This is a genomic window from Sphaerothrix gracilis Ecp01 (genome assembly GCF_030405905.1).
GTDB lineage: Bacteria > Cyanobacteriota > Cyanobacteriia > Phormidesmidales > Phormidesmidaceae > Sphaerothrix > Sphaerothrix gracilis.
In genome coordinates, this window is record NZ_JASATW010000003.1 from 300,074 (window position 1) to 325,302 (window position 25,229).

Here is a 25,229-nt window from a genome sequence, read left to right on the forward strand (position 1 = left end):
ACATATGACCTACTATCCGACCGATGCCGTAGACGCCATTCTGCTAGACATTGAAGGGACCACCACGCCTGTCCCTTTCGTATTTGAAACGCTGTTTCCCTTTGCCCGCGATCGCGCTGAAGCCTATCTCAAAGCCCACGGCAGCGAAGCGGCTGTGCAGGAGGATCTGGCTTTGCTGAGACAGGAATATAAGAGCGATCGCGGTGAATTGGTTCCGGCCTGGACGGGGAATGCGCCTACGGCAGCAATGCCCTATATTCACTATTTGATTGACCGCGATCGCAAGTCTACAGGACTAAAATCTTTGCAGGGAAAGATCTGGGCTGAGGGCTACGCCACAGGTAAGCTGCAGTCGCAGATATTCGCGGATATTAAACCGGCTTTCAAGCGCTGGACGCAGATGGGTAAGCGGCTGTACATTTTCTCGTCGGGCAGCGTGCAAGCGCAGAAGCAAATATTTGAGCATACCCAGGTGGGCGATCTGAGTCCTTATCTGAGCGGTCACTTTGATACGCGCACTGGGCCAAAGAAGGAAGCCGAGAGCTACCGCAAGATTGCGGCGCAGATGGGCCTAGTGCCGGAGCGCATTCTATTTATTTCAGACGTGGTGGCGGAGCTGCGAGCGGCGGCTCAGGCCGGGATGCAGACGCTGTTTTCTTCGCGTCCGGGAAATCACAGCGCTGATTCGGCAGAATTTAAGCTGGTGACGTCGTTTGAGGTGGTTTAGATGGCTGGTTTTGATGGGCCTGACTGAGTCTGAGAAATATTGTTTGGCAATAACGACTCGTTTTGATGGGCATCGTTTTGATGGGCACGCTTGGCTTTGCCCATCCTACGACTGATGGGGAGTTTTGGTTGATGACTGCAGAGATGTCTGTACCTCCCACGATATTGTCTGAAACGACGGGCTGGCATGGACAGCTACAACTCAGCTTTGCTCGTCAGGCTGACAAGACTAGGCCGACGCAGGTGCAGACAGCGGCACCGCTGAGGCTCCAGCGGCCTTTTTATCCAGAGGGCGAAGTCTGCCACAGCGTTATTGTGCATACGGCGGGGGGAATGGTGGGGGGCGATCGCCTATCGCTAGATTTGCGGCTGCAGCCAGAGAGTCAGGCCCTAGTAACGACGGCGGCGGCCAATAAGGTCTATCGCAGCGATGGGCTAGTGGTGCAGCAGCAGGTACAGCTAAATTTAGCGCCTCAAACCTGTCTGGAATGGTTTCCCCAAGAAACAATCATCTTCAACGGAGCGCAGTATCAGCAATCTACCCGGATTGAGCTAGCCCCTGGGGCTGTTTGGCTGGGATGGGACATTACTCGCTTTGGCCGCAGTGCCCGTGGCGAGCAGTTTTTAAGCGGTCACTGGCGATCGCACTTAGAGGTTTGGCGACAAGGTCACCCTCTATGGCTCGATCGGCAGTTTTTAGCAGGCGGTTCAGAGGTGTTGCGCAGTCCCCACGGCCTCAACGGTCATCCAGTCATTGGCAGCTTGGTTCTGCTGGGATACATCCCAACCGAGGCACAGCTAGCGGCTTTGCGGGACTGCCCAACACCTTCAGCAGGTGACGTGGGCGTGACTACCCTGATGGACGGCGTACTTTGTCGCTATCGGGGGCGATCGAGTCAGGCAGCACGGGCCTGGTTTGTTTCCCTTTGGCAGGTGCTGCGACCTTGGTACCTAAAACGTTCTGTCTGTATTCCCCGTGTTTGGGGGCGGTAGCGACTGGTCTATGCAACTTGTATTCGCTTGGCTACCTGCATAATTGGCGGCTGCCGACCCAAACTCACTTGGCTGGCCTAAACCGCCGCGATCGCGGTTTGCTGGCGAATTTTTTCAACAAGCTGCTGCAATCCGTCTGAGTTGAGCCGATAGCTCAGCGGGTGGACAATAAGACGGGCCGTACTCTGGTAGAGCACTTCTAGCTCAATTAAATTGTTTTCCCGCAGCGTGGTGCCGGTTGAAACCAAGTCCACAATCGCCTCAGACATGCCCGTGATCGGGCCTAGCTCTACCGAGCCGTACAGCGGCACAATTTCTACGGGCAAGTCAATGCTTTGAAAGTACTCTCTGGCACAGTTGACGAACTTGGAGGCGACGCGGCTGTGGGCCGGCAGGTCTAAAGCTGAGCGGTAGGGACTGCTGGCTTTTACCGCCACCGATAGCCGACAGTCGCCAAAGCCCAGATCGGCTAGGTGAGCCACATTGGGATGCTTTTCCCGCAGGACGTCATAGCCCACTACGCCCACCTGAGCCTGACCATATTCCACATAAACTGGCACATCTTGCGCCCGTACCAGAAGTGCTTGGGCGGTACCCGTTGCGTCACTAATCTGCAGTTGGCGATTGGTCTTGTCCAAAAAGCCGCTGAAGTCTAAGCCAAGAGATTGAAACAGAGCAATACTGTCTTTCAGCAAAGCCCCTTTGGGCAGGGCAACGGTGATCATGAGCGGCTAATTGGCTAATTAAAAATGTCCTGCCAATTGTATCAACTAAGCGGCTTGCCGGTTTTCCACCGGAGACGCCTGTGAGAGCTTTTGCGTATTTAGGAGCAGGCTTTCAGCAAAGCGATCGAAGCGCTCAGAGAGCTTTTGATCTACAAGCTGGCCGTTTTCGTCAAAGGCTTGCCACGCCTGACCAATGGCAATTTGTTCTGGAATCACCCAACCGTGCACCCATCGCATGATAATTCTTAAATCATTGAGGGCGTTGCTGTTGGGCTGTCCGCCCAGAACGCTAATCAGCCCAGTGACTTTATCTGAAAGCTCATCAAAGCTCATCAAGTCCAAGGCATTTTTGATCACGCCGCTGACGCTGCCGTGATATTCAGGAGTCGCTAAAATCAGCCCGTCTGCCTGCCGGACTGTATCCTGTAGCCGCTTCACGTCTGGATAGTCAGCATACGCTTTAGAACCGTCGCAGAAGGGCAAGGTCATTTCTCGCAGATCGAGGATTTCTACCTCTCCACCCAAAGCCTCAATTCGCTGAGCGGCAATTCTGAGTGCCTGCTGGCTATAGGAAGCGGCTCGTAAACTACCGCCAATACCGACAATTTTGACCATGATCTATTAGCTCCAGGAAGTAGATTTAATTTTTGCGCTATATCGTACTCGTTATGAGTTTATTTTAGTCGATCTGCGATTAATCTACAAATGCCCTGCATTTTCGGCCAGTCCTTTGAGGCCAAGTGGAGCGAGAATTCTGGCGGGGCTGGCTCACTGATACGTTTTTGAGAGCTAGGATAGACAAGATATAGGTGTGATTTCATAACTGCGCCACCGCTAGATTGATAAAAGGCATTCGTAATCATGACGCAACGCTTGGGTAGGTCTTCGTCTAAACTCGCCAAAGTCAAGCTAGGTTCGACAGCAACCGGATTTTTGACGGCAAGCTGGCTGCTGCTGCAGGGGTTTGCCGGGTTGCCACCAGCGCTGGCTCAAGAAGCCGATCCGCAGTCAGAGGAGCTAACCTATAGCGGCTTGCTGGACAAAATTGAACAGGGTGAAGTGGAGCGGGTGGAAATTGACCCGACTCGCCGCACAGCCTTAGTCGAGCTAGCCGGTCAGCCAGAAGATGCGGCCCCAGAAAAGGTGATGCTGTTTTCCGGCGATCGCAATCCTGAGCTAATCGATCGCCTGCGGGACAACCGGGTTGATTTTGAGGTGGTGGAGGCGTCTGACAATAGCGCCTTGGCCTGGTTAGCGACGAATTCTTTGCTGGCCCTCATTTTAGTGATTGGCCTGCTGATGATTCTGCGGCGCTCGGCCAACGCTTCCGGCAACGCCATGAATTTTGGCCGCTCCAAGGCTCGCTTTCAGATGGAAGCCAAAACCGGCGTGCTGTTTGACGATGTGGCCGGTATTGAAGAGGCTAAGGAAGAATTGCAGGAAGTTGTCACGTTTCTGAAACAGCCGGAGCGCTTTACGGCGGTTGGGGCGCGGATTCCCAAAGGGGTGCTGCTGATTGGGGCCCCCGGCACGGGTAAAACGCTGCTGGCCAAGGCGATCGCGGGGGAAGCGGCAGTACCCTTCTTCAGTATCTCCGGTTCTGAGTTCGTAGAAATGTTTGTCGGGGTTGGTGCCTCCCGCGTCCGCGACCTGTTCAAGAAAGCCAAGGAAAACGCCCCCTGCATTGTCTTTATTGATGAGATTGACGCCGTGGGGCGACAGCGGGGCGCTGGCATTGGCGGCGGCAACGACGAGCGCGAACAGACCCTCAACCAGTTGCTGACCGAAATGGATGGCTTTGAGGGCAACAGCGGCGTCATCGTCATTGCCGCTACTAACCGCCCCGATGTTTTAGATTCGGCTTTGCTGCGTCCGGGCCGCTTCGATCGCCAAATTATTGTGGACTTGCCCACCTACAAAGGGCGACTAGGCATTTTAGAAGTCCATGCCCGCAATAAGAAGCTGGATTCAGAAGTCTCGTTAGAGGCGATCGCCCGTCGCACCCCTGGCTTCTCTGGCGCTCAGCTGGCCAACTTGCTAAACGAAGCGGCCATTTTGACCGCCAGACGCCGCAAGGAAACGATTACAACGTTAGAAATTACCGACGCGATCGATCGCATCACCATTGGCCTCACCCTGACGCCACTGCTCGACAGCAAGAAAAAGCGGCTGATTGCCTATCATGAAGTCGGTCACGCCTTGCTGATGACGCTGCTGCAGCACTCTAGCCCGCTCGATAAAGTGACGATTATTCCCCGTTCCGGTGGGGTGGGCGGCTTTGCTAGCTACTTGCCTAAAGAAGATCGCGGTGATGACGGTTTGATGTCCTACGCCGAACTGGTGGATATGATTACGCTGACGCTGGGAGGACGAGCGTCGGAAAAGATTGTCTTTGGCGAAGATGAGGTGACGCAGGGAGCTAGCAACGACATTCAGCAGGTGACGAATATTGCTCGGCAAATGGTGACCAAGTTTGGCATGTCTGAGCTGGGGTCTTTTGCTTTGGAGAACTCCAGCGGTGAGGTCTTTTTGGGCCGCGATTTGATGCCCCGCTCTGAATTTTCCGAAGAGATGGCAGCCCAAATCGATAATCAGGTTCGCAACTTGGTCAAAGCCTGCTATGACAAAGCCTGTGAACTGCTAGAGCAAAATCGCACCCTAATCGATCGCCTGGTTGACCTGCTGTTAGAGAAAGAGACGCTGAGCGGCGAAGAATTTCGGCAGATTGTTAGCGAGCACACTGAGCTACCTGAGAAGGAGCTAGCTAAGTCAGGGGCGGCAGGCTAGGCTGCTAGCGGCGTAGTCATCACCCTATTAATCAAACCGGGGCAGTCCACTGCCCAACCAGCCAAAGCCCCCGTGCCGTCGTTGTCTCCCGTGAGAGGGGCAGCGACAGCCGGGGGCTTTTTAAGTCAACTCATCTGTATCGCGATCGCCTACTCGGCATCTCCGGTTTCTAGGCTGACCTGAGAGACTGGCGCCGTCGCCGTTGCTTCCATAGCCCGCATTTCAAAACTGGCTGTCGCGGTGCTGAAGTCAACTTTGAGTGGGAAGGCGACCGGATTAGCCGCGTCTACTGAGGGATTGATGTCAGCCACTACGAATTTGCGTACGCCTGTGCCATCAACTAGGCGATCGCCTAGCAGCTCAGCATAGTCGCTAAAGTTGACGGTATCTCCAGGGCCAAACTCGCCTAACACCTGTCCTTCAACCGAGACGGTAAAGCGGTCATCTGCATCGACGTTTTGGGGGAAGCCGCTGATCGCGGTAAACAAAGAGTCGTCCGCTTGGCCTACACCCGTCATGCCGGGGAAAATGCGGCTAGCTAGCCCTACAGGCACATCACGCGGAATCATTTCATACTCAAAGCCATCGGTAGCCGGGGGATCAAACCAGCGGCCTGAAGGCACATTTTGGAACACGAAGACCCCAATGAAGACGAAGCGCGGAAAAATGGGCCGTACCTGCACAGCGCCAATCTGCACTGAGCGCCGTAGCCGCGCCCGCCGCCGCCGCTCTTCCCGGCGATCGCCTGAGTCTGTCGTCTCCTCATCGGTTTCTTCCGTATCGTCAGACTCTTCACTGTCATCGGTATCATCGTCACCGCTGCCAGACTCTTCTGATGTTTCTTCACTATCGTCTGTCGTCTCTTCGCTGTCCTCGCTACCAGACTCGTTATTGTTGTCGGTTTCTTCGCCGCTGTCGCTATCAGACTCTTCTGATGTTTCTTCCTCTGTGTCTGATTCGCTATCGCTGTCGCTGTCGCTATCGTCGCTGTCGCTATCGTCGCTATCGCTATCGCTGTCGTCGCTATCGTCAGAATTATCGGCGACATCGTCGTCATAGCCGTCAGGCGGCTCTACTTCATTGCCGTACTCTACTTCGTCTAAATTGCCAATAATCTCAATGATGTCGTTTTCGTTGAAATAGCTGATGAAGGTGACAGTTGAGCGGGTGGTTTCTATTTCCCCTTCAAACACGCCATCGGTAATTAGCGTGTTGCCGTCAATGTCGAAACCCGGAGGGGTCAGAATGACACCGCTGTCAAAACCTAGTTCCAAACTGTCATAACCAAAACCGATACCTTCGCGAGCCACGTCATAGGCTGCTGCTGCCACGGACCTATTAAAAACAGTCTGATTCTCAGGCGAGGTACTGCTCAAATCGCCGTTAGCGTACTGGACCAAATCAACTGGCGTCCGCCGCTGCACAACGCCGAAAGAGCTGCCTGAAGTAGCAACTCCGGTTTCCTGCAGAATAAAATTTTCGGCCCGGTACTCGGTGACGGCTCCTAGCTCTGTCCCGCCCGTTGCTGCCGTCACGCTGAAGTTGAGCGTAGTCGGGATATTGAAGAAGGAAGCGCCCCCGGTAGCATTCAAGCTACGAAAGGATAAGGTGCCCTGAAACTCGCCGCTACGGGTGCCATCGGCAATATTTGATACATTTAGGGGGCTACCGGGATTCGTAACTGAGGTGTCGAAAACCGGAAACGTTGTAGGACGAAAGATGGCAGTGGAAGGAATGGGTCCCTGATTCGTTTCAATCAGGATGCTGCTGGGCAGAAACTCACCTTCGTAAATGACAGAGCGATTGTCCGTGCCAATGACTGTTGTTGGATTGGCGGCATCGACGCGATCGCCCGTATCAGGCTGAAATACCTGAGCATCGTTAATAGTAGCGCCCCCGCCCGTGACCTGTAGCTGGGCTTGGGCCACTGGCATCGAAACGGCTATTAGAGTGCCGCTGACGCCTAAAATCAGGGCAGCTTTCTGGGGGATACTCATCATTAATGCTCCTAAGTACTGGTATGGGATAACTGACATTCTACTGATAACTTCGGTTCCCTTAGAACCTCCGTAGTCGCTATAAACCCGGAGATTGTTTTCAAAATGTTACAAAGCCTGTGGACATCGAAAACCTAGAACAGTTTTACCGCTGACAAAAAGCCCCGTCCAAGGTGCAGACAGGGCACAAGCGTACTATTGAGCGGTGAGTCTAATGAGTCAGCTACTGCTCAGAATCCGGCTCCAAGCTGACCTGAGCCGGTTCGGGAACTGAGGCTGTTGCCTCCATAGCCCGCATTTCAAAGCTGGCGGTGGGAGTGCTGAAGTCAATCTTCAGTGGGAAAGCTCGCGGATCTTCTGAGTCTACGGAGGGTTCAATATCAGTAATGATGAACTGGCGCACACCTTCACCTTCAATGAGGCGATCGCCTAGGACTTCAGCATAATCACTGAAGTTAAGCGTATCGCCAGGGCCAAATTCGCCCAATACCTGATCATCGACAATAACCGTAAAGCGATCGTCGGCGTCGATATCTTGGGGAAAGCCGCTGATCGCGGTAAACAGGGCATCCTCAGCCTGCTCAACCCCGGTCATACCTGGAAAAACGCGGCTAGCAAGACCCACAGGCACATCTCGCGGCGTCATTGTGTATTCAAAACCATCTGCGGTAGGTGGATCAAACCAAACCCCGCCCCGCACGTTTTGAAAAACAAAAACCCTCCTGACGATAAAAATAGTAGTTGGCAAAACAGGTCTAGCCTGGCGTCTACCACCAAAGGTAACTGTCACAATTTCGCTGCTGGTAAAGCCATCAATGATAGTCGTCGTCGTGTTTAAAACGCCAAAACTATCATCAATGACACCATTATCAAAGATGGTGCTGCCGTCAATATTAAACCCTGGGGGCGTAAAGATTTGACCATCATCAAAGCCAAGCGTAAGGCTCTCATAACCGAAGCCAACGCCTTCACGAGCAACGTCATATCTGGCAGCTGGAACAAATAGGTTGAGGACTTGGCGATTTTCTGCTGTGGCCTCACCGTTAGGGGCAGAACCGTCTAAATTCCCCAAATCATACTGCACTAGCTTGACTGCTGTTTGCCGTCCAACTACGCCAACAGCATTAGCCGATTCAGCATTACCGATTTCCGTCAAGACAAAATTTTCAGCCCGAAACTCAGTCACTGCACCTAGCTCTGTTGGATTAGTAGCTTCGGTGACGGTGAAGTTTAGCGTGGTTGGAATGTTGCGGAAAAGGGCTCCCCCGTTTGGTGTCAAGCTCCGGAATGAAAGCGTTCCTTGAAACTGGCCGCTAAAGTTACCGTTGTTGATATTGTTGCCTGTGATTGGAGCACTATTACCGTCAAATTGCGGCAGGGTCGTTGGCTGAAAAATGGCAGTTGTGGGAATTGGCCCCTGATTGGTTTCGATTTGAATCTGATCTAGCTGGTAATTACCGTCATAGATGATTGCGTTGGTTTCGTTGCCGATGACTGTTGTCGGTGAATCAACCCGAACGCGATCGCCTGAATCTGGCTGAAAGACCTCAGCACCGTCAATGGTAAGTTCTCCGCCGGTTACCTCAATTTGGGCCTTGGCCTCTAAGCCGCTGGCCCAAACTACAAGACCGCCTATGCCTGCCATTAATGCAGCTTTTTGGTAGATGCTACCCATGATTGAGACTCCTGAAATTGAGTTTAGATAGTCATGAACAGAGCAAACGGACAAACTTAGAATCGTAGCGTCGTGCGGACAGCCCCGATAGTGATAGTTTCGCTGTCTGGCGTATTAGCTGGCTCAAAAATAGCGATGATGCCGGGGGTAATGCTGATATTGTCCGTAAGCTGATAGCGATAAAACACTTCTAAGTGCGTGGTGCTACCGGGCTGATCCCCTGGATCTCCTAGTCCGCCTGCTAGCAGGTCAGGAATGTTTTGGCCCTGCCTCAGATTGCTGCTGGCAATGCGCGGTGGCTGTCCCAGGTAGATGCCGCCCAGATGGCCTTCGCCAAACAGATCAGGGAAGTTAAGAAAAACCATCCAGTTAGTCGTCTCCACATCCCCTGGCTCATCAGGAGATTCAGAACGGGTGTAGCCGCCCCAACCGCCTAGAGTAATTGCCGGCGAAATTTGCCAAGAAGCCGTCGCGCCAATGGCGTTAGTCTGGGTGGGATCTCCGGCGGTAAGCTGGGTGTCCCCTACGTTGGTTCTGAGATTACCAATGGTGGAATAAGAGTTGATATAGTGCAGCGCAATATCTAAGTTGTCCGTGGGCGAGGCGGCGAACTGAACGCCAAACGTCGTGTCTGAGTTATCGCCACCAAACAGTCCTCCTTCTGGGTCAGAGGGACCGCTGGAAGAATAGACCCCCTGCAGGCTGAGGCGGTCGGCTATCTGCCAGTCAAACCCCAGTCCACCGCGCCCGCCGCCAATATTAATAATGGGGTTGCGCTGGGCGAAGGCTGAGAGCGGGCCAGAGCCAGCGCTCTCGATCCGGTTAGCACCTCGAAACACGTTGACCGGGTTGACGCCCTCAGCCCCAACGATGACAGCAAGGCGATCGCTGACCAAATGGCGAACTGTGAGGTCGCTAAGCTTAAAAGTATTATCGGTATCCCCCTCGTAGCCCAGCCGGACGTTGTTAGTCAAGCTGGGGGCGGTGCTGCCTTGGCCCACCTGTAAGCCCGTCAGCAAAAGCGTGCGGGGATTGAGCTGTGTGAGCAGGCTGAGCTGAGCGTTGGTAATTAGGTTAACGCTGTCACCGGGATCTTCCGTGTCGCGCACGCCGTCTACCGGGAAGAAATCTGCCTCGTTACTGCTGCGGCCCTGCACACCAACAATTACCTGACCAAACAGGCGGGTATTATCTGAAAACTGATTTTCTTCTAGCTCCTCTACCCTAGCCTCTAGCACTTCCACCCGCCGAATCAGTTCCGGCTCAAACTCGCGCTCTAAGCGATCGACCATCGGCCCATCTTGAGGCGCGATCGCCACAATGGCATCTAAGCAGGCGGTCAAACTGGCGGCGAACTCATAGCGGGTCACCGTTTGATTGCCCCGAAACGTATTATCCGGGTAGCCCTGCAGGCAGCGATATTCTTCGATGAGGGTTCGTAAAGCCTGGTAAGCCCAATCCGTAGGGCGAACATCGGACAAATTGCTGACGGATGTTGCCTGCGCTATCTGCACAGGGGCTGTTGGTAGCGGCTCTGCTAACGGCTCTGTCAGCGGTTCTGTCAACAATTCCACTGATAAATCAGCTGCGAGTTCAGACGCGCTGCTATCGGCTTCCGTTGCTAAAGCATTCTCTGGAATAGCTGCCACAGCGGCATTGCCACTCGTCAGCAGCAAGGAAGCTGCCAGCCCTGATAGCCAATACTTATTTTCAAACACTCGTTTCGGCTCCTTACACCACACACTCGATTGGATAATGTCTAGATTCAAAGGACAACGTTCAGGAACCAATTCATTCAGTATTTTCAGGAAATAGCTGAATTCTTGACGAAAACTTTACGGGCTTAAGCCCTAGAAGATTAGACAGAAAATCAAGCAAATTGACAAGGAAATGTTGTCAATCTTTTCCATAGATCTGCTGGAGAGCAGATGACATTGTAAACATGCTGTGGTAACCGCATGTCTCATCTATTCGCTATATACTTCTGTAGGCAAAAAGCTTATTCAATTTGCAGCCAATTTAAATTGGCGCTGCCGCAGCTTTAGGGCAGCCAGGTAGGCCGCAGACCGGCGAACGGAAGTTCTTGGGGTTGAATAGCCTGAGTTGGCATTCCCTCAGTTCGCTCTATCGGAGTTTTAAACAGCGGCAGCAGCCAGATGCGGCTGGTACTGATAGCGCTGCCGTCATCGGCGCGGAGGTCGCTGGGGGTGGAAGCCTCCACCGAAACGACTTGATCAAATAGCAGTGCTAGACCATCCGGGGCCAAGCTGATGCTGATATTACGCTGGGGGGGTAAAGCTAGGAGATCGCGAATTTCCCCCGTCTCAACGTTGACGGAGGTAAGTACAGGCTGCTCAACGTACTCCTCAGCTTCAATTAGCTCACTGGCAAGACAATAGAGGATGCGGTTAGTGGGATCAAACTTAGCCTCTAGGATGGAGCCTGTTGCTGTCAGCAGCTCTTTTTCCTCTCCCTGATTGGTCACCAAAAATAGCGATTCCGTATAGCGCTGCTCAGGATTGTTCTGGTTGAAGTTCACCATTGCGGCAGCGCTGCCATCGCTGGCAATGTCCATCACCCGGCCATAGTCAGCCAAAAATTCTAGCGGTTCAGCCGTTTGTGGCTTTGCCCCTATCTCATCGGGCAGCGGAATGACGGCAGTGCCCTCTCCCTGCAGCATCACCAGCGTTTGGCTGTCAGGTGCAATCAAAAAGTCTCCGCCCGGCTCGGTTTCTAGCGGCTGCGGTGAGCTGTTGGCATGTACAATCCAAGGGCCGAAATCGGCGGGATCCTGCTGATTGACCCGCTGTACCACGATGAATTCACCGTTAGGCGCTAAATCAAATTTGAGGTTCTGGTAGGTTTGATTGTCTAGAACAGGCTCAATGATGCCTGGGGGTGGGGCCGACTGGCCCAGTGGCGACCAGCGCTGCCAGAAAGGCTGAGCCGCTTCCCCTATCTGTTCTGGGGCGTTGGGCTGAAGGCCAGTGGTGACGGTGTAAAGTTTTTGGTTGAGCTGACCCTGCCGATAAGCTTCTAGATCAGTTGCCGCAAACAACAGGCGATCGCCTAGGGGATAGGGTTCAAAGTCTAAAACAACCAGGTTGGGGGGCGTGAGTAGCTGCTTTTGCTGCTCTGGCTGATTGAGGTTAAACAGCACCAGGCGGCCCTTTTCTTCGCCTTCAACCCCCAGGTAGACAAAGGCGCGATCGCGGGACTGAAACGTCCCCTCAAATGCCAAAAACTTGGCTGGCTCAGTTGTCGCCGTGAAGCGATCGCGGGCATTGGGCAGCGCCACCTCAAAGGTCTCACCATAGGGAATAGGGGCAGCAAGGGTATAGGCCATGCGGCGGCCAGCCCAGCTAAACTTGCCTGCCAGCGGCGGCGTGATGCGTAGATTAGTCTCGACGCTGTCGTGATCCATAGGCCGACTAAACGCCATCACGAAGGCTACGTCTTCCGCACCGATGTGATGCCCTTCCCAAGAAAAAGAGCGCACCCGCGCCGCGGCCCGATCGCCAATCAGCAGCAAAAGCACCACCGCCACGGCTAGGGCCGCCATAAAGCTGATAGCTACGCGATCGATTGGCAGTAAACGCAGCTGCCGTCTGCGATTAGTACTCATAGGGATTATCCGGCTCTGGAATTTCAGTCAGGCTGGCAGAGTCGATCACGAGCTGCCGCCGCTCTGCCAAGGTTTCAGTCATCATGGTGCCTTGCACTTCTATCCAGGTGTCGGGCTCATAGGCAGTACGATCGCCCACTAGCTTTACCGGCAGCCCCACCGGATAGGCATCGGCGGCGCAGCAGGTGAGCACAAAGCGAGACACCATCAAATAGTTATCGGGCCAGTCAGGCGGGTGGATCACAAAGCCGCTGACGTTGACCGCCTGATCGCTATAGGCGTCGGGTTCTGGGTAGGCATTGATGGTCCGCACCCAGTCAATCACCGAGCGTTCGGCGGGGTTATTGTCTAAGCGAAACTGCTGCGGCTGCGATCGCGTCAGGGTCAAGGTGTCGGTGATGCCGCGCTGCAGGGCTGTATCGCTGGCAAAAGCGCGGGGGGTATAGGTGAGGCCAAAGACGGCGACCGCTAGCAGCATAAAGCTGCTGACGCTGGGGGGCAGCAGGGTGAAGTGGCGGGGATTGGCGATCGCTTGGGGGCGCTGGCCCCAGAGCGTCTGAATGAGGCGCAGAGTGCGAATCGCGGCTATCAGCAAAAGCACAATGGCCGCTGAGTTGGAGAGCCAGCGATAGTCCGGGTGCAGCAGAATGCTGAGCTGTCCCGTAAGCCAGTACTTGAGTAAAGCCGCGCCCCAGGCTAGCAGTACCAAAATGTCTAGAATTTCTGTCCAGGGAATGTAGGGCGATCGCTGACGTCTCATCTCGCTTTTTTATCCCAAATACAAGTTAATCAGTAGGGTCAACACGAAGGTGAGCTGCGCTGCCAGACCAAAAAGGTACAAAATTGCCCGGGGGCGAAACACCGTCAGCAGCAGGCTAATATTTTTCAGGTCGATCATGGGGCCAAAGACCAAAAAAGCCAGCAGCGAGCCGCTCGTGAAAGTAGAGGCAAAAGACAGGGCAAAAAAGGAGTCTACCGTCGAGCAGATAGAGACTACCCAAGCCAGCACCATCATCGCCACGATAGAGGTTACAGGCCCCTGGCCCAGGCTCAAAACCACTTCGCGGGGCAGCGCCACCTGCACAAAAGCGGCGATCGCGCTGCCCAGCAGTAAAACAGCTCCCAGCTCCCGGAACTCTTGAATAATGTTGTCTAACAGCAGCCGCAGCTTATCAGACCAGGGCTTCCGCACCAGACTGGGTAAGGGCACGCCATAGGTCGCCGCTGCCAGCGAAACGGTCTGTCCTGGCTTTTGCATTATATAGGTGCCCGACTGCAGCAGGGGTGAAGCCGCCTCCACCCCCCACTCTGGCTGAGGCTCTGGCATCAAACGGGCTAGCGAGGGCTGTAGTAAGGGCCGTAAATCTTTCTGCACGCTGAACACCCAGCCAATCAGCGTTGCAATAATTAGGGAAAACAGCACCCGCAGCACCACAATTTCTGGCTGATCGCGAAAGGCCGTCCAGGTCGCCCAGATGACGATGGGATTGATAGTGGGAGCCGCTAACAGAAAACCGACCGCCACCGAAGCCGGAGCCTGCTGCAGCAGCAGCCGCCGAGCCACAGGCACATTGCCGCACTCACAGACCGGAAACAAAAAGCCCACTAGGCTGCCTGCCAGCGCACCTAACAAGGGATTGCGCGGCATGGCAGCGACCAAACGCTGCTCGTCTACAAACAGCAGCAGCACGCTAGAAAAAGTGACTCCCAACAGGAGAAAGGGAATCGCTTCCACCAGCAAGCTGAAGAACAGCGTCAAAGCATTACTGATCTGGGTGAGGGCCATTACGTCTTCAGGGAAACGTCCTTTTATCTTGCTTAGCTATTCTACTGAAATCAGGCAGTGAATCACTAAACTTGGGGATCGCTTTACCAGAGACGCACCTGAGTAATGCTGACTTTGCCGGAGAAACAGACTTCGACATCGGCTCCCGGATCTCGCTGTCGCTGGCCGTACTGGCCCACATAGCGAAACTGATTGTTCTCAACAGCATAGTCAGTGGGCAGGGGCTGGGTGCAGGTGGGACAAAAGACCATTTCTGGATCGGGATCGTTTGCGGCTAGATGGGGCAAATTGACGTTCCAAAAGGCCCCTGCTGGTAAGGGCTGCTGCAGGAGCTTATCTAACACTTTGGCCGTCAACCGCGCCGCCGCTGCCCAGTCAATCAGCCGCCCCCGCTGAATATAGTGGGACAGTGCAATGCCTGGAACTCGCAATAGCGCCGCTTCTCGAACTGCTGCTACCGTCCCCGATACGTAGATATCAGCCCCTAAATTACCGCCAGCATTGATGCCAGATAGGACAAATTCGGCCTGCGGGCACAGATGACTCAGGGCCACACGAGTACAGTCAGCCGGCGTGCCACCAATGGCATAGCGATCGCCGCCGCGCTGTTCAATTGAGATGGCTCCGCCCCGATTAATTTGATGGCTACAGCCCGATAGCGGCTGATTCGGTGCGACCCACACTGTAGCGCGATCGCCCAGAGCTGCCTGTAGGGCGGCAATTCCCGGTGCGTCAATGCCGTCGTCGTTGGTTAAAACAATAGTCATAATTGGTGGAAAGTCTATGCCAGTTCGCCTGTAAACACTTTTTCGGCTGGGCCGGTCATGTAGACGTGATTATCGGCGGCGGACCACTCAATCTGCAGCGGCCCACCCGGTAGCTCTACTGTCGCTTGGCGATCGCTTTTGCCGTTGAGCACTGCGGCTACCAGGGAGGCACAGGCTCCCGTACCGCAGGCCAGAGTGGGGCCTGCGCCCCGCTCCCACACCCGCATTTTCAAATGTCCTGGATGCACCACCTGAATAAACTCAGTGTTGATCCGCTCTGGAAAAGCGGCGTGATGTTCAAACTGGGGGCCAACTTGAGCCAGATCTATTGCCGTTACATCCTCGACGAAAGTAATACAGTGGGGATTGCCCATGCTGACACAGGTGACCTGCCAGGTTTGTCCGGCCACCGCGATCGCCTGATCAACTACTTTCTCCTCACTCGCCGCCAGGGTCGTGGGAATCGCGGCGGCCAGCAGCCGGGGTGGCCCCATATCCACCGTCACCTGACCGTCGGCCTGTAGCTGCGGCACAATAGTTCCGGCTAGGGTGTTAACCGCATAGCGTTTGGGCAACTGCGGTGTCTGCCCCGATGCAGTCTCTAGATCGATCAGAAACTTCGCCAGGCAGCGAATGCCGTTGCCGCACATTTCTGGCTCTGAGCCGTCAGAGTTGAAAATGCGCATGGCGTAGTCGTGGTCGCCGGTACCGGGCAGGGCGAAAATAACGCCGTCTGCGCCAATGCCAAAGTGGCGATCGCACAGGCGGATAGCTTCTGCCGGAGTTAGCAGCGGCTCTGACTGCTGCCGATTATCAATCAGCACAAAATCATTGCCCAAGCCGTGATACTTAGTAAACGCCGCCATGCCCCTCTCCCTTTGCAAATGTCAACTATTGTAACCAGTCCACAGGTAATCAATTAAATCAGGTTGGGCAGGTAAATTAAAGTTGAACCTTTTACACCGTTTTAGCTTCATTTAAAGTTATGGCTACTGAACTAGAAACCGGACTGCCGAGCGTTCATCAGTTTCAATCCCTGATTCGAGAAAAACAGGCAATTGAAATTAAGCTAGTCACCAGCGATGTGATTAACGGCACCCTGCGCTGGCAGGATCCTCATTGCCTCTGTGTGGATGGCAATGAAGGGCAAACGCTGATTCTGTGGCGACACGCGATCGCCTATTTGAAGCTGCTCTAAGCCAGCCATCATTATTTAGACTCACTCGTTTTCCTCACGCACTATGAAACCCGCTTTCAACCCTCGCCTGAGTTTTCTATTTCGCCAGCGAACTTCGCTGTATTGGCGCTATGGACTCTGGCTGTTATTTGCCAGCACCTTGACCCTGCTGGTTGTTCTGGGGCAGCAGGCTGCCCAGGCCTATCAGGTTGCCATCAATCCTGGTGATCCAGAGCTGGGAACAACTTTCTCCGTGGTGGTGCAGGCCGAAGATCCAGCCTCAACCGAGCCGCCTACGATTACCCTAGACGACCAGCAGGAGTTTGCCAGCTTTCCCCTTGGCAACAATCGCTACCGGGCGCTGATTCCCACCAGCCCCCTCGATCGCTCCGGGGAGCACATTGTCCGGGTAATTGGCCAAGAGCCGACCCGCAACCTCACAGTTTGGCTGCGCAACCGCAGTTTCCCGACTCAGCGAATCTGGCTACCTGCCGATCGCGCCGGGATTGAAGGCACGGACTATGAATTTGATCGAGTGGGGACCTTCAAACAGACAGTTAGCCCCGAAAAGTACTGGAATGGGCCACTGCAGCGGCCTAGCAGCGGTCGCGTCAGCACTCCCTATGGCGTGCGGCGCTACTATAATGGCGTTTTTGCTGAGGACTATTACCATCGCGGCGTAGACTATGCAGCTCCCACGGGCACCCCTGTGGTGGCTCCGGCAGCAGGGCAGGTGCGACTGGTGGGACGGGTCGCGGATGGCTTTGAGCTGCACGGCAATACTATCGGCATTGATCACGGCCAAGGCGTACTCAGCATTTTTATTCACCTCAGTCGCATTGACGTGCAAGAGGGGGATTTTGTGCAGGCCGGACAGCCTGTTGGCGCCATTGGCTCTACCGGGGCCTCAACTGGGCCGCATCTGCACTGGGGCTTATACGTCAACGGCGTAGCCGTAGATCCGACGCAGTGGCGCGATCAGAGCATTGATTAATACCCGGTTTGGCTGAGCAACACTGGTTTTTGCCAGATAGGCCCGATTTGCCCTGAAAAAAGTTTCTCTGTAGTACAAGGTGGGCACACTACAGCCAGAACAATGAAAGCCTAGAGTCTCAGCCTAGATGCGCTACGGCTTCTATACCCCTAGTTCAACGGAGTTCTCAAGCCGAATGACTATTGAAAAAATTGTTGAGCAAGCTCTGCAGGATGGATATTTGACGCCTGCTATGGAAGCGGAGGTAGGCCGTATTTGTGATACGGCTTCTGAGCTTTCGATTGAAGAGTACATGGCTCTCGATCGTCTGATGGGAGCGCTTTTAACCGGAGAGGTGGTTGCAGTTCCTCGGAAGCAGTTCATCAACGTGATGGAGGAGCTGGTGCTGACCGAAGCGATCGCTCGCGTAGCTGAGATTGAAGCCGCTAGCGACTGCACCCTAGATTTAGGCGATGTGGCGGCCTATGCGCTCAACCGCCTGCCTCCCCTCTATGCCACGACGGAAGAAGGCGCTAACTATCAGCGGGGCAAGGCCAAAGATGAGCTATTCAACCTGATTTCTCAGCACGTCAAAGATGCGATTGCTCACAACCTGAACCAGCCTGACTTCTATCCTGAGCGGACTTCAATTCAGAAAAACAGCACAGGTGATGACGCTGTTCTGACCCAGGTAAGTGAACTGCTCAAGGAACACGCCTATAAGTTCGAGCATGTGCCTCAGACTGCCTAGAGCAGTTTTAGGCCGACTCAGCCTCAATCGCAATCTCAGTGAATCCGTCGATTGTTCAAATCGACGGATTTATTTTGACGTTTCTAGGGCTTTACAATCACGGTCGCGCCGATATCTACCTGATCGTAGAGACTGCGAATATCGCGATCGCGCAGACGGATGCAGCCGTGAGAAACCGCCTGACCGATAAATTCTTCCTGATTAGTGCCGTGAAAGCCAATAGCGTGTCTGCCGTCAGACCAAAATCCTAGCCATCTAGCCCCTAGCGGATTTTCTGGCCCTGGCGGAATCACCTCGCCGGTAATAGGATGCTGCCAGGCCGGATGTTCCTGCTTTTGCCGTACTTTGAAGCTGCCCGTAGGCGTTTGCCAATCAGCCTGACCCACCGCAATGTCATAGCTGGCGGCGAGCTGATCTTCCACATAGAGCTGAAGCCGCCGCTCTGCTAAACTCACCACCAGTTCCGTATTTTTCGCTTTGGCTGAAACACGCGGCATAGGGTTGAAGCCTTCGTAGCGCCACAGCGTTTTAGGCGAGCCAACGGGCGCTGAGGACTGCCACTGCGGTGAGGCCCACTCAGTTGCTACCAGCAACGCCGCCGCGCCGAAGCTCAGCACCATAATGCAGCGAGTAATGGGCTGATGGGTCAGCATAGCGTTAAGCAGCTCAAGCTTTTCGGAGTCACACTATTTGTCTGCATCAATAGTAACAAGGCTTTCTGTCAGCCGGGGACAGTTGTACCCGCTAGCGAATAAGCCTAACAAAATGTCAAATTTCGGCTGAGCGGCCCGCTGTGATGAAGAAAATAGAGATAGGGCGTCTAGCCTGAGAAATTAAAAGCTTGGAGGGATTCTATGCATAGCTTTATTGCTCCCGATAGCTTTCTCTACATTGCTGTCAAAGTCTGCGTTTTAATCTTAGCCGTTTTGGCCTGGTGGGTTTTATTTGCCCCTAGCGTAGTCTAAGCCAGGGCGAGCAGCTTCTACCAGAACTTATTCAGACTCAAATTTTTTAACCGACGCACCTTTAACGCTTAAAACTCAAACCGAGCTGAATTTCTCACCGCTTGCCTAAACGCATCAATTCAGCCGGTTGCTTATTTTGACCATGCCAGTCTAGGCACGGAAGAAATTGCCTGTTCACCTGCAAGCATTCATCTCTATGAATGAAGGAGGCAAGAATGCCAGCATTAACGAGCTGTATCTTTGAGGAGCGAGATTTCACCGGGGCGGCCAACTGTAACAGCATTGAGTTTGGCACCGGCGGATGGGCTTGGGTCACCTGGACTTTTGGCGATCGCCGCGCTTCTCTGGCGCGGGTACGCAACAACTCCGAAATTGTGATTCCGCTAACATCAACCCTAGATACGCCAGCCAACCGCAGTATTGTAGACAGCAGCTTACCCAGCGGCGTCAGCCGTATCACCGGCATCCGCGCCGGTATGGTGCCCTATAGCGCCACCTTCCTCGGTTCGAGAGAACCGGCACGTCATCCGGCCTGGCGAGTCTTCATCGACCTTTCCTTCCGGGTACGGATCGATTTACCCTGGTATTGTTTCGCCCCTGGCGGCGACACCCGCGTCACTGTTCACTATTACATCCTGGTCTCTCTAGACAGTGGCGGCAGGCTGCGGGCGAATGTGGATCAGTGGGAGTGGAACCGTACGGAGTCGGCAGGGGTCTGCGGTGGCGAAGTTGCTGACAGACTCAACAGCAGCATTCCCGGCGGCATTGGCCCACTGCAGGCTGCCTTGAATTCCCAGCTTGAGCCGTTTATGAGCTTTACCTTCGCGGATATCTATTTCTTGCCGGGAGATGGCCGTCGTTCCGGTCGTGATGATGTAAGTGATGTCAGAACCGCAGCAGCTATCGTGCTGATTCGATAAAAGGAGGCAAAATGGATTGCAATACAGGTCAACGCAAGGCTTTTGCAGATGATGTAGTTGCCAGTCTGCAGGCAGTGTTGAAAAAATATGAGCTAGATGAGGTTGTTATCCATCGAGAAGCAAATCCGGTGTTAGTTGCCGCTAGAGGCTGCTTAAAGCAGGCGGCAACGAATAAAGCCGAACGCATTGAGCTGGTGCTCCAAATCTCACCTAGCCTACAGCAGGCTGAAGAAATCAGCCAGCAGTCGGCCCTAGCCGCAGTCGCTACAGCAGTGCCGGTCGCCAAAGCATTTGATCTCTCTACAGTCGTTGCCCGCGATACGGTGGCCAAGGCTTCACCCATAATGGAAGATCCCTGCGAGTCTGAGTCTCGTCCAGGCTGAGCAAATGCAGTTAGCCAAACATGTGGTGGGCAACGGCCTGCAGCGTAGATAAGGGTACCTGGCAGAAATACTGGCGGCGAAACTGCTCCTCCTGAATAGCGGCAATCAGGGAGGCAATTGCCCCTGATTCAGAAACTGCTAGCGCTGCGGGTAAATCGATTACGCTCACCCCCTGCTCCGTTCGCACCAGCTTAAAGCCGAGCTGCTCCAGGCAGTCTAAGGCTAGGGCGAGGGTGCGATCGCTGAGGCCAAGCTTTTCCAGCAGTTGAGGGCGTGTGGCTGTTTGCTGCTGGCGGTAAAGATACTTGGCGATGCCCAGCAGGGTCATTACAATCTGTTGGGGCGCAGGCTGCTCAGGAGGCGTATAGGCCAAAGTCAAAGCCTGCTGCTGCTGGAGGGCCTGCTGCAGCCAGGGCTGAAAATCCTGCCACTGAGTCGGGCAGTGCTGCAGCACAAGGGCTGACCTTGGCGTATCTGCGTTCGCTGTCCGCTGGTCAACCAGCCACTTTGCCGTCTCGTCAGCCGCCTGTACAACCGCTGTAGGACGAACTGCTAGTAGTCGTACCTCATAGCGTTTTTGATAGGGGTTTAAATCCAGCTCAGCTATCACATCGCAGGAACCCGCTGGCAGATCATCGCGGTAGTGCTCCCACCAGTGACCAGGAAAGCCAGTACTATCGGTAGCGTCGCAGAGGTCGAAGTCGGTTTTGATGTAGCGGACTTTGTCGCCTCGCTGATCGCGGATATTGTAGTTGCGGGCGTTGTTGAACCAGCAGTTGCGCAGCAGCAGGCGCGGCACCGGATTGCCCATGCCGCAGGGTTCTAGCTGCTTAAGCTGTTTGAAAAGAGACTGCCCCAGTTCGGCCACAGTGACTTCTAGGTCAGCGGTGAGAATGGCGGCGGCGGCGATCGCGGTGGCACTTTGCTGCTCTCGCAGTTGACGATTAATAGCTTCGGTAAACAGCGGAATGTTGGCGGCGGGTAAACTCAGCCCCGCCGCGTAGGGATGACCGCCAAAGCTACGGAGTAAATGAGCCTGAGACTGGACAAGCTGATAGAGATCGACCTGCTGAGGCGATCGGGCTGAGCCTCTAGCTAGCTGAGGTGTTGAACCGTCCGGGCTAGGTGGATCAAGGCTGAGCAAAATGGTGGGGCGGTGATACTGCTGGGCAATCTGGCCTGCTACCAGACCCAGGATGCCGACGGGCCATTGCATATCCGCCAGCACAATGACGCGGGTAGTTGAGAGATCAAGCTGCTGAAGCTGCTGGGATACCTGCTGCTGTAAGTCTCGCTGTAGGGCTTTGCGGCGGGTATTGGCTAGCTCGGTTTCAACGGCGAGCTGGTGGCAGCGCTGTGGGTCATGACTGGTCAACAGCTCGACGCAAAAGCTGGCATCGCCATGAATGCGGCTGACTGCGTTGATGCGAGGGCCAATGCCAAAGGAGATATCTGTGGGGCGATCGCCGCTGCGCTTGCAGAGCGATAAAAGCTCTACAACACCGGGACGATGGGCGGTTTCGTCAGGCGCTAGCTGCGATCGCTGCTGCAGTTTTTGAATGCCCATTTGAGCTAGGTAGCGACAGTCCCCTTTGAGTTCAACCAGGTCAGCAATCAGGCCAATCGCTACTAGATCGATGAGCTGCTCTAAAGGCTGCTGGGGGACAGCGGGCAGGGTTTGGTAGAGCGCCTCTATCAGCTTGTAGGCCACCGCTACGCCTGAGAGAGAAGCCAGGGGATGATCGGCGGCTAGATAGCGGGGATTGATGATGGCCTCAACTGGCGGTCGCTGCGCAGGAAGCGTATGGTGGTCGGTGATAATCACGTCTAGCCCTAGTTGCTGGCAGAGGTCTAGCTCCGCTAAGTTAGTGCTGCCCGTGTCACAGGTCACAATTAACGTGTAGCCCGCAGCAGCCAGCCGCTCTAGTCCCTCCGCCTGTAGCCCGTGCGATTCCTTTAGCCGATTGGGAATCACGTAGGTGAGCCGCTCAGACGGAAAGAACTGGCCCAACCCTTCCCATAAAACCGCCGTTGCTGTGACGCCATCGGCGTCAAAATCGCCCCAAATGGCTACTTTCTCTGCCCGCTGATAGGCTTGCTGCAGCCGCTCAACCGCTCGCGGCATCTCTGGGCCAAACTCGAAAGGAGAAGCAGGCTGATACTGTTGGGGATTAAAAAAGCCCGCTAGCTGCTCGGCTGAGCGATAACCGCGCTGCCAGAGAAGCTGAGCCAGGTATTCAGGCGGCTGGTCCAGTCCGCTCTGCTGCAGCACCACCGATAGCCAATCTTTAGGCAGATCAAAACGCGGTTGAAGCTGCCATTGATGCGTAGAATTAACCATTAAGGCTCTGATTTTGCCGTGGAAGCGTTAATAATGGCGATTGCTTGGGCAGATTCGCCTTTAACCAAAGGATAACCTGCGTGAAACTGGGACAGTGGCTGGGGCTAATTTGCCTGATTATTTCTCTCTATATTTTGTGGCAGATTCGGCAAATTCTGCTGCTGATCTTTACTGCCGTCATTATTGCGATCGCGCTTAATTCTCTGGCCCGGCGGGTAGAGCAGCTAGGAACGCCGCGTCGGTTTGCCTTACCGGCTGTGATTGTCGCTTTCTTCGTGCTGGCAGCCCTGTTTTTTGTGGGCATTGTGCCGCCTTTCGTCGAGCAGTTCAGCTTGCTAATTGAGATCTTAATTGCCGGATTTGAGGGACTGCCCAACTTCATCCGTCAGCTACAGGGAAATCTACCTTTTGAGCTGCCTAGCCTGTCAATGGTCACAGACTGGTTAGCGGCTCAAAATGCCTCCACACTGGGAATTTTTCGCAACTTCTTCTCTTTCTTCAACAATACGCTGCAGATTCTTCTGCAGACGCTGCTAGTGGTGATTCTCTCAATCATGCTGGCGGTCAACCCCAGCGCCTATCGCGGGGCCGGACTGCGGCTGATTCCCTCCTTCTACCGGCGGCGGGCTGACGAAATTCTGCATGAGTGCGAGGTTGCCTTAGTCAACTGGATGGGGGGAATTCTGATCAGCTCGGTGTTCGTATTTGCCCTTAGCTTTTTGGGACTATCAGTTTTAGGCATCAAGCTGGTTCTAGCCCACGCGCTGCTAGCCGGACTGCTAAACTTTATTCCCAATATCGGCCCCACGCTCAGCGTCGGCTCGCCGATTTTGGTGGCCCTGCTTTCCCCCGACCCCTGGAAGGCGATCGCGGTTTTTGGCCTCTACATTGTTATCCAAAACATCGAAAGCTACTGGCTGACCCCCACCGTCATGGCACACCAGGTTTCTCTCCTGCCTGCTTTAACCCTAGCCGCGCAGATTTTCTTTGCTACGGCCTTTGGCTTTTTGGGACTGCTGCTGGCCTTGCCCCTCGCTGTGGTCAGCAAAATCTGGCTGCAGGAGCTGCTGATCAAAGATATTTTGGATCGGTGGGTGGAAAATCCGCTGCGATCGCAAACCGCAGTGACCATTTTGCCCCAGCCGCTGCCGCTGACAAGCGCTGAAGCCGTCGCGGCTGCCGATGGCATGGAAGGGACTTCAGAAGAAATTTAGCCCAGTCAGATAGGGGGATCGTGGAACTCCCGATAGCTGGCCCTTATGATCATAAAAATAACCTTAACTGATTCATAACTCTCCATGCTCAGCCGGATAAAAGCGATCGCTGAAAAGATTTCTCCTCGCCTAATTGAAATTTACCGTCATCTCCACAGCCACCCCGAACTGAGCGGCCAAGAATACCAGACTGCAGCCTATGTCTCTGGCGTCGTCTCTTCCTGCGGCCTCCACGTTCAGGAATTTGTTGGCAAAACAGGGGTCGTGGCAGAACTCGAGGGGGCCAATCCAGAGCAGACCAGGCTGGCGATACGCACCGATATGGACGCTCTGCCCATTCCGGAGCAGACCGAACTGCCCCACACCTCCCGTCAGCTCGGCATTATGCACGCCTGCGGCCATGACGTACACACAACGGTGGGCCTGGGTACGGCCATGCTGCTGGCAGAGCTAGGGGAAACCCTGCCGGGCACTACACGCTTTATCTTTCAGCCAGCGGAGGAAACGGCCCAGGGTGCCCGCTGGATGCTGGAAGATAATGTGATGGCGGATGTCAGCGCTATTTTGGGGCTGCATGTGTTCCCCACTATTTTGGGCGGTCATGTGGGCATTCGCTATGGGGCACTGACGGCAGCCGCTGACGATCTGGAAATTATCATTCTGGGGGAATCGGGGCATGGCGCCCGGCCCCATGAGGCGATTGACGCCATCTGGATTGCGGCCCAGGTAATCACCACGCTGCAGCAGGCCATCAGCCGGACTCACAACCCGCTGCGTCCGGTGGTGCTAACGATTGGGCAAATTTCTGGGGGGCGGGCCCCCAACGTGATTGCCAATCAGGTCAAGCTGCTGGGCACGGTGCGATCGCTGCATCCTGAAACCAGCGAAGAACTGCCCGACTGGATTGAGCAGATTGTAGCGGCTGTCTGTCAGCCGTTTGGGGCTAAGTATGAGGTGAACTATCAGCGGCGCGTTCCTTCGGTGCAGAACGATCCGGCCCTGACCCAAATTGTGGAAATGGCGGCGCAGGAGGCTTGGGGCAGCGATCGCGTCCAGATTTTGATGGAGCCTTCTCTAGGGGCTGAGGATTTTTCGCTTTATCTTGACCAGGCACCAGGGACAATGTTTCGCTTGGGGGTCGGCTTTGCCAACAAGCCCAACTATCCCCTGCACCATCCCCAGTTTGAGGTAGATGAGTCAGCGATTGTCACGGGTGTTGTAACGATGGCCTATGCGGCCTATCAGTACTGGCAGCAGTTTGGCCGCGACGCCTAGGACATTCACAAATCGGTCTAAGATTTTGTGATCAGATGGGCTAAGTCGAAAGACTCAATTAAATAGGACTTACGCGCCTGACAAGACTTTAACTGCTCCTAAGATCCTTGCGGCTGTCGCCCCCTGAATTAGGGGGGTAGGGGGGGATC

At 54.5% G+C, this 25,229-nt stretch carries 22 protein-coding genes; 10 read left to right on the forward strand and 12 right to left on the reverse strand.

Annotated elements, in window-relative coordinates:
• Positions 1 to 4 precede the first annotated feature (4 nt).
• Both mtnC and QJQ48_RS04915 read left to right on the forward strand, forming a co-directional pair.
• Entirely contained in the window at positions 5 to 727 is a 723-nt protein-coding gene (gene mtnC, locus QJQ48_RS04910) for an acireductone synthase (protein ID WP_346290079.1), read from the forward strand.
• A gap of 143 nt (positions 728 to 870) precedes the next feature.
• On the forward strand, positions 871 to 1,719 hold the full coding sequence (locus QJQ48_RS04915) for an urease accessory protein UreD (RefSeq protein ID WP_428843025.1): 849 nt from the start codon (positions 871 to 873) through the stop codon (positions 1,717 to 1,719).
• Positions 1,720 to 1,796: 77 nt separating this feature from the next.
• Here QJQ48_RS04915 and hisG read toward each other — a convergent pair whose 3' ends face one another.
• Together hisG and QJQ48_RS04925 are read right to left on the reverse strand one after the other, a co-directional pair.
• The gene (gene hisG, locus QJQ48_RS04920; RefSeq protein WP_346290081.1) at positions 1,797 to 2,444 is read right to left on the reverse strand and encodes an ATP phosphoribosyltransferase; all 648 of its coding nucleotides are present in this window, start codon (positions 2,442 to 2,444) and stop codon (positions 1,797 to 1,799) included.
• Positions 2,445 to 2,489: 45 nt separating this feature from the next.
• Complete coding sequence (locus QJQ48_RS04925) at positions 2,490 to 3,059, reverse strand: NADPH-dependent FMN reductase (protein WP_346290082.1); 570 nt, start codon at positions 3,057 to 3,059, stop codon at positions 2,490 to 2,492.
• 246 nt (positions 3,060 to 3,305) lie between these two features.
• Between QJQ48_RS04925 and ftsH the strand changes: the two genes are divergently transcribed.
• Complete coding sequence (gene ftsH, locus QJQ48_RS04930) at positions 3,306 to 5,231, forward strand: ATP-dependent zinc metalloprotease FtsH (protein WP_346290083.1); 1,926 nt, start codon at positions 3,306 to 3,308, stop codon at positions 5,229 to 5,231.
• Positions 5,232 to 5,380: 149 nt separating this feature from the next.
• Here ftsH and QJQ48_RS04935 read toward each other — a convergent pair whose 3' ends face one another.
• From QJQ48_RS04935 to dapF, 8 genes are all read right to left on the reverse strand, one after another.
• Positions 5,381 to 7,228, reverse strand: a complete 1,848-nt coding sequence (locus tag QJQ48_RS04935; RefSeq protein ID WP_346290084.1) for a hypothetical protein — start codon at positions 7,226 to 7,228, stop codon at positions 5,381 to 5,383.
• Between the two features lie 223 nt (positions 7,229 to 7,451).
• Entirely contained in the window at positions 7,452 to 8,903 is a 1,452-nt protein-coding gene (locus QJQ48_RS04940) for a hypothetical protein (RefSeq protein WP_346290085.1), read from the reverse strand.
• 56 nt (positions 8,904 to 8,959) lie between these two features.
• Positions 8,960 to 10,621 (reverse strand): iron uptake porin, encoded by a 1,662-nt coding sequence (locus QJQ48_RS04945; protein ID WP_346290086.1) that lies wholly within the window; start codon positions 10,619 to 10,621, stop codon positions 8,960 to 8,962.
• A gap of 323 nt (positions 10,622 to 10,944) precedes the next feature.
• On the reverse strand, positions 10,945 to 12,528 hold the full coding sequence (locus QJQ48_RS04950) for a hypothetical protein (protein ID WP_346290087.1): 1,584 nt from the start codon (positions 12,526 to 12,528) through the stop codon (positions 10,945 to 10,947).
• Positions 12,518 to 13,288: a TIGR03943 family putative permease subunit gene (locus QJQ48_RS04955; protein ID WP_346290088.1), complete on the reverse strand. Its 771-nt coding sequence runs from the start codon at positions 13,286 to 13,288 to the stop codon at positions 12,518 to 12,520. The genes QJQ48_RS04950 and QJQ48_RS04955 overlap by 11 nt, the downstream gene beginning before the upstream one ends.
• Positions 13,289 to 13,297: 9 nt before the next feature.
• The gene (locus tag QJQ48_RS04960) at positions 13,298 to 14,314 is read right to left on the reverse strand and encodes a permease (RefSeq protein ID WP_346290089.1); all 1,017 of its coding nucleotides are present in this window, start codon (positions 14,312 to 14,314) and stop codon (positions 13,298 to 13,300) included.
• Between the two features lie 83 nt (positions 14,315 to 14,397).
• Positions 14,398 to 15,081, reverse strand: coding sequence for a 5'/3'-nucleotidase SurE (surE, locus tag QJQ48_RS04965; protein ID WP_346290090.1), 684 nt, complete (start codon positions 15,079 to 15,081; stop codon positions 14,398 to 14,400).
• A gap of 14 nt (positions 15,082 to 15,095) precedes the next feature.
• On the reverse strand, positions 15,096 to 15,947 hold the full coding sequence (gene dapF / locus QJQ48_RS04970) for a diaminopimelate epimerase (RefSeq protein ID WP_346290091.1): 852 nt from the start codon (positions 15,945 to 15,947) through the stop codon (positions 15,096 to 15,098).
• A gap of 119 nt (positions 15,948 to 16,066) precedes the next feature.
• On the opposite strand from dapF, the gene QJQ48_RS04975 reads away from it, so the two are divergent.
• From QJQ48_RS04975 to QJQ48_RS04985, 3 genes are all read left to right on the forward strand, one after another.
• The gene (locus QJQ48_RS04975) at positions 16,067 to 16,279 is read left to right on the forward strand and encodes an Hfq-related RNA-binding protein (RefSeq protein ID WP_346290092.1); all 213 of its coding nucleotides are present in this window, start codon (positions 16,067 to 16,069) and stop codon (positions 16,277 to 16,279) included.
• Positions 16,280 to 16,322: 43 nt separating this feature from the next.
• Positions 16,323 to 17,252 (forward strand): M23 family metallopeptidase, encoded by a 930-nt coding sequence (locus QJQ48_RS04980; RefSeq protein ID WP_346290093.1) that lies wholly within the window; start codon positions 16,323 to 16,325, stop codon positions 17,250 to 17,252.
• A 175-nt stretch (positions 17,253 to 17,427) separates the two neighbouring features.
• Positions 17,428 to 17,982, forward strand: coding sequence for a late competence development ComFB family protein (locus QJQ48_RS04985; RefSeq protein WP_346290094.1), 555 nt, complete (start codon positions 17,428 to 17,430; stop codon positions 17,980 to 17,982).
• A gap of 83 nt (positions 17,983 to 18,065) precedes the next feature.
• On the opposite strand, the gene QJQ48_RS04990 is transcribed toward QJQ48_RS04985, so the two are convergent.
• Entirely contained in the window at positions 18,066 to 18,635 is a 570-nt protein-coding gene (locus QJQ48_RS04990) for a L,D-transpeptidase family protein (protein ID WP_346290095.1), read from the reverse strand.
• A gap of 527 nt (positions 18,636 to 19,162) precedes the next feature.
• On the opposite strand from QJQ48_RS04990, the gene QJQ48_RS04995 reads away from it, so the two are divergent.
• Together QJQ48_RS04995 and QJQ48_RS05000 are read left to right on the forward strand one after the other, a co-directional pair.
• The gene (locus QJQ48_RS04995; RefSeq protein ID WP_346290096.1) at positions 19,163 to 19,867 is read left to right on the forward strand and encodes a hypothetical protein; all 705 of its coding nucleotides are present in this window, start codon (positions 19,163 to 19,165) and stop codon (positions 19,865 to 19,867) included.
• A gap of 11 nt (positions 19,868 to 19,878) precedes the next feature.
• The gene (locus QJQ48_RS05000) at positions 19,879 to 20,250 is read left to right on the forward strand and encodes a hypothetical protein (protein WP_346290097.1); all 372 of its coding nucleotides are present in this window, start codon (positions 19,879 to 19,881) and stop codon (positions 20,248 to 20,250) included.
• Between the two features lie 10 nt (positions 20,251 to 20,260).
• Here the strand turns inward: QJQ48_RS05000 and recJ are convergent, their stop codons facing one another.
• Positions 20,261 to 22,591 (reverse strand): single-stranded-DNA-specific exonuclease RecJ, encoded by a 2,331-nt coding sequence (gene recJ, locus QJQ48_RS05005; RefSeq protein WP_346290098.1) that lies wholly within the window; start codon positions 22,589 to 22,591, stop codon positions 20,261 to 20,263.
• A gap of 80 nt (positions 22,592 to 22,671) precedes the next feature.
• On the opposite strand from recJ, the gene QJQ48_RS05010 reads away from it, so the two are divergent.
• Entirely contained in the window at positions 22,672 to 23,805 is a 1,134-nt protein-coding gene (locus QJQ48_RS05010; RefSeq protein ID WP_346290099.1) for an AI-2E family transporter, read from the forward strand.
• Positions 23,806 to 23,889: 84 nt separating this feature from the next.
• On the forward strand, positions 23,890 to 25,080 hold the full coding sequence (locus QJQ48_RS05015; protein WP_346290100.1) for a M20 family metallopeptidase: 1,191 nt from the start codon (positions 23,890 to 23,892) through the stop codon (positions 25,078 to 25,080).
• Positions 25,081 to 25,229: the final 149 nt, after the last annotated feature.

Bases quoted from the DNA above. Each gene is read 5' to 3' on its own strand.
- QJQ48_RS04995 (WP_346290096.1), top strand. From the start codon at position 19,163: ATGCCAGCATTAACGAGCTGTATCTTTGAGGAGCGAGATTTCACCGGG.
- QJQ48_RS04980 (WP_346290093.1), top strand. From the start codon at position 16,323: ATGAAACCCGCTTTCAACCCTCGCCTGAGTTTTCTATTTCGCCAGCGA.
- recJ (WP_346290098.1), bottom strand. From the start codon at position 22,591: ATGGTTAATTCTACGCATCAATGGCAGCTTCAACCGCGTTTTGATCTG.
- QJQ48_RS05015 (WP_346290100.1), top strand. From the start codon at position 23,890: ATGCTCAGCCGGATAAAAGCGATCGCTGAAAAGATTTCTCCTCGCCTA.
- hisG (WP_346290081.1), bottom strand. From the start codon at position 2,444: ATGATCACCGTTGCCCTGCCCAAAGGGGCTTTGCTGAAAGACAGTATT.
- dapF (WP_346290091.1), bottom strand. From the start codon at position 15,947: ATGGCGGCGTTTACTAAGTATCACGGCTTGGGCAATGATTTTGTGCTG.
- QJQ48_RS04985 (WP_346290094.1), top strand. From the start codon at position 17,428: ATGACTATTGAAAAAATTGTTGAGCAAGCTCTGCAGGATGGATATTTG.
- QJQ48_RS04915 (WP_428843025.1), top strand. From the start codon at position 871: ATGTCTGTACCTCCCACGATATTGTCTGAAACGACGGGCTGGCATGGA.
- QJQ48_RS04960 (WP_346290089.1), bottom strand. From the start codon at position 14,314: ATGGCCCTCACCCAGATCAGTAATGCTTTGACGCTGTTCTTCAGCTTG.
- QJQ48_RS04925 (WP_346290082.1), bottom strand. From the start codon at position 3,059: ATGGTCAAAATTGTCGGTATTGGCGGTAGTTTACGAGCCGCTTCCTAT.
- QJQ48_RS05000 (WP_346290097.1), top strand. From the start codon at position 19,879: ATGGATTGCAATACAGGTCAACGCAAGGCTTTTGCAGATGATGTAGTT.
- QJQ48_RS04935 (WP_346290084.1), bottom strand. From the start codon at position 7,228: ATGAGTATCCCCCAGAAAGCTGCCCTGATTTTAGGCGTCAGCGGCACT.
- surE (WP_346290090.1), bottom strand. From the start codon at position 15,081: ATGACTATTGTTTTAACCAACGACGACGGCATTGACGCACCGGGAATT.
- QJQ48_RS04990 (WP_346290095.1), bottom strand. From the start codon at position 18,635: ATGCTGACCCATCAGCCCATTACTCGCTGCATTATGGTGCTGAGCTTC.
- QJQ48_RS04975 (WP_346290092.1), top strand. From the start codon at position 16,067: ATGGCTACTGAACTAGAAACCGGACTGCCGAGCGTTCATCAGTTTCAA.
- QJQ48_RS04950 (WP_346290087.1), bottom strand. From the start codon at position 12,528: ATGAGTACTAATCGCAGACGGCAGCTGCGTTTACTGCCAATCGATCGC.
- QJQ48_RS04940 (WP_346290085.1), bottom strand. From the start codon at position 8,903: ATGGGTAGCATCTACCAAAAAGCTGCATTAATGGCAGGCATAGGCGGT.
- ftsH (WP_346290083.1), top strand. From the start codon at position 3,306: ATGACGCAACGCTTGGGTAGGTCTTCGTCTAAACTCGCCAAAGTCAAG.
- mtnC (WP_346290079.1), top strand. From the start codon at position 5: ATGACCTACTATCCGACCGATGCCGTAGACGCCATTCTGCTAGACATT.
- QJQ48_RS04955 (WP_346290088.1), bottom strand. From the start codon at position 13,288: ATGAGACGTCAGCGATCGCCCTACATTCCCTGGACAGAAATTCTAGAC.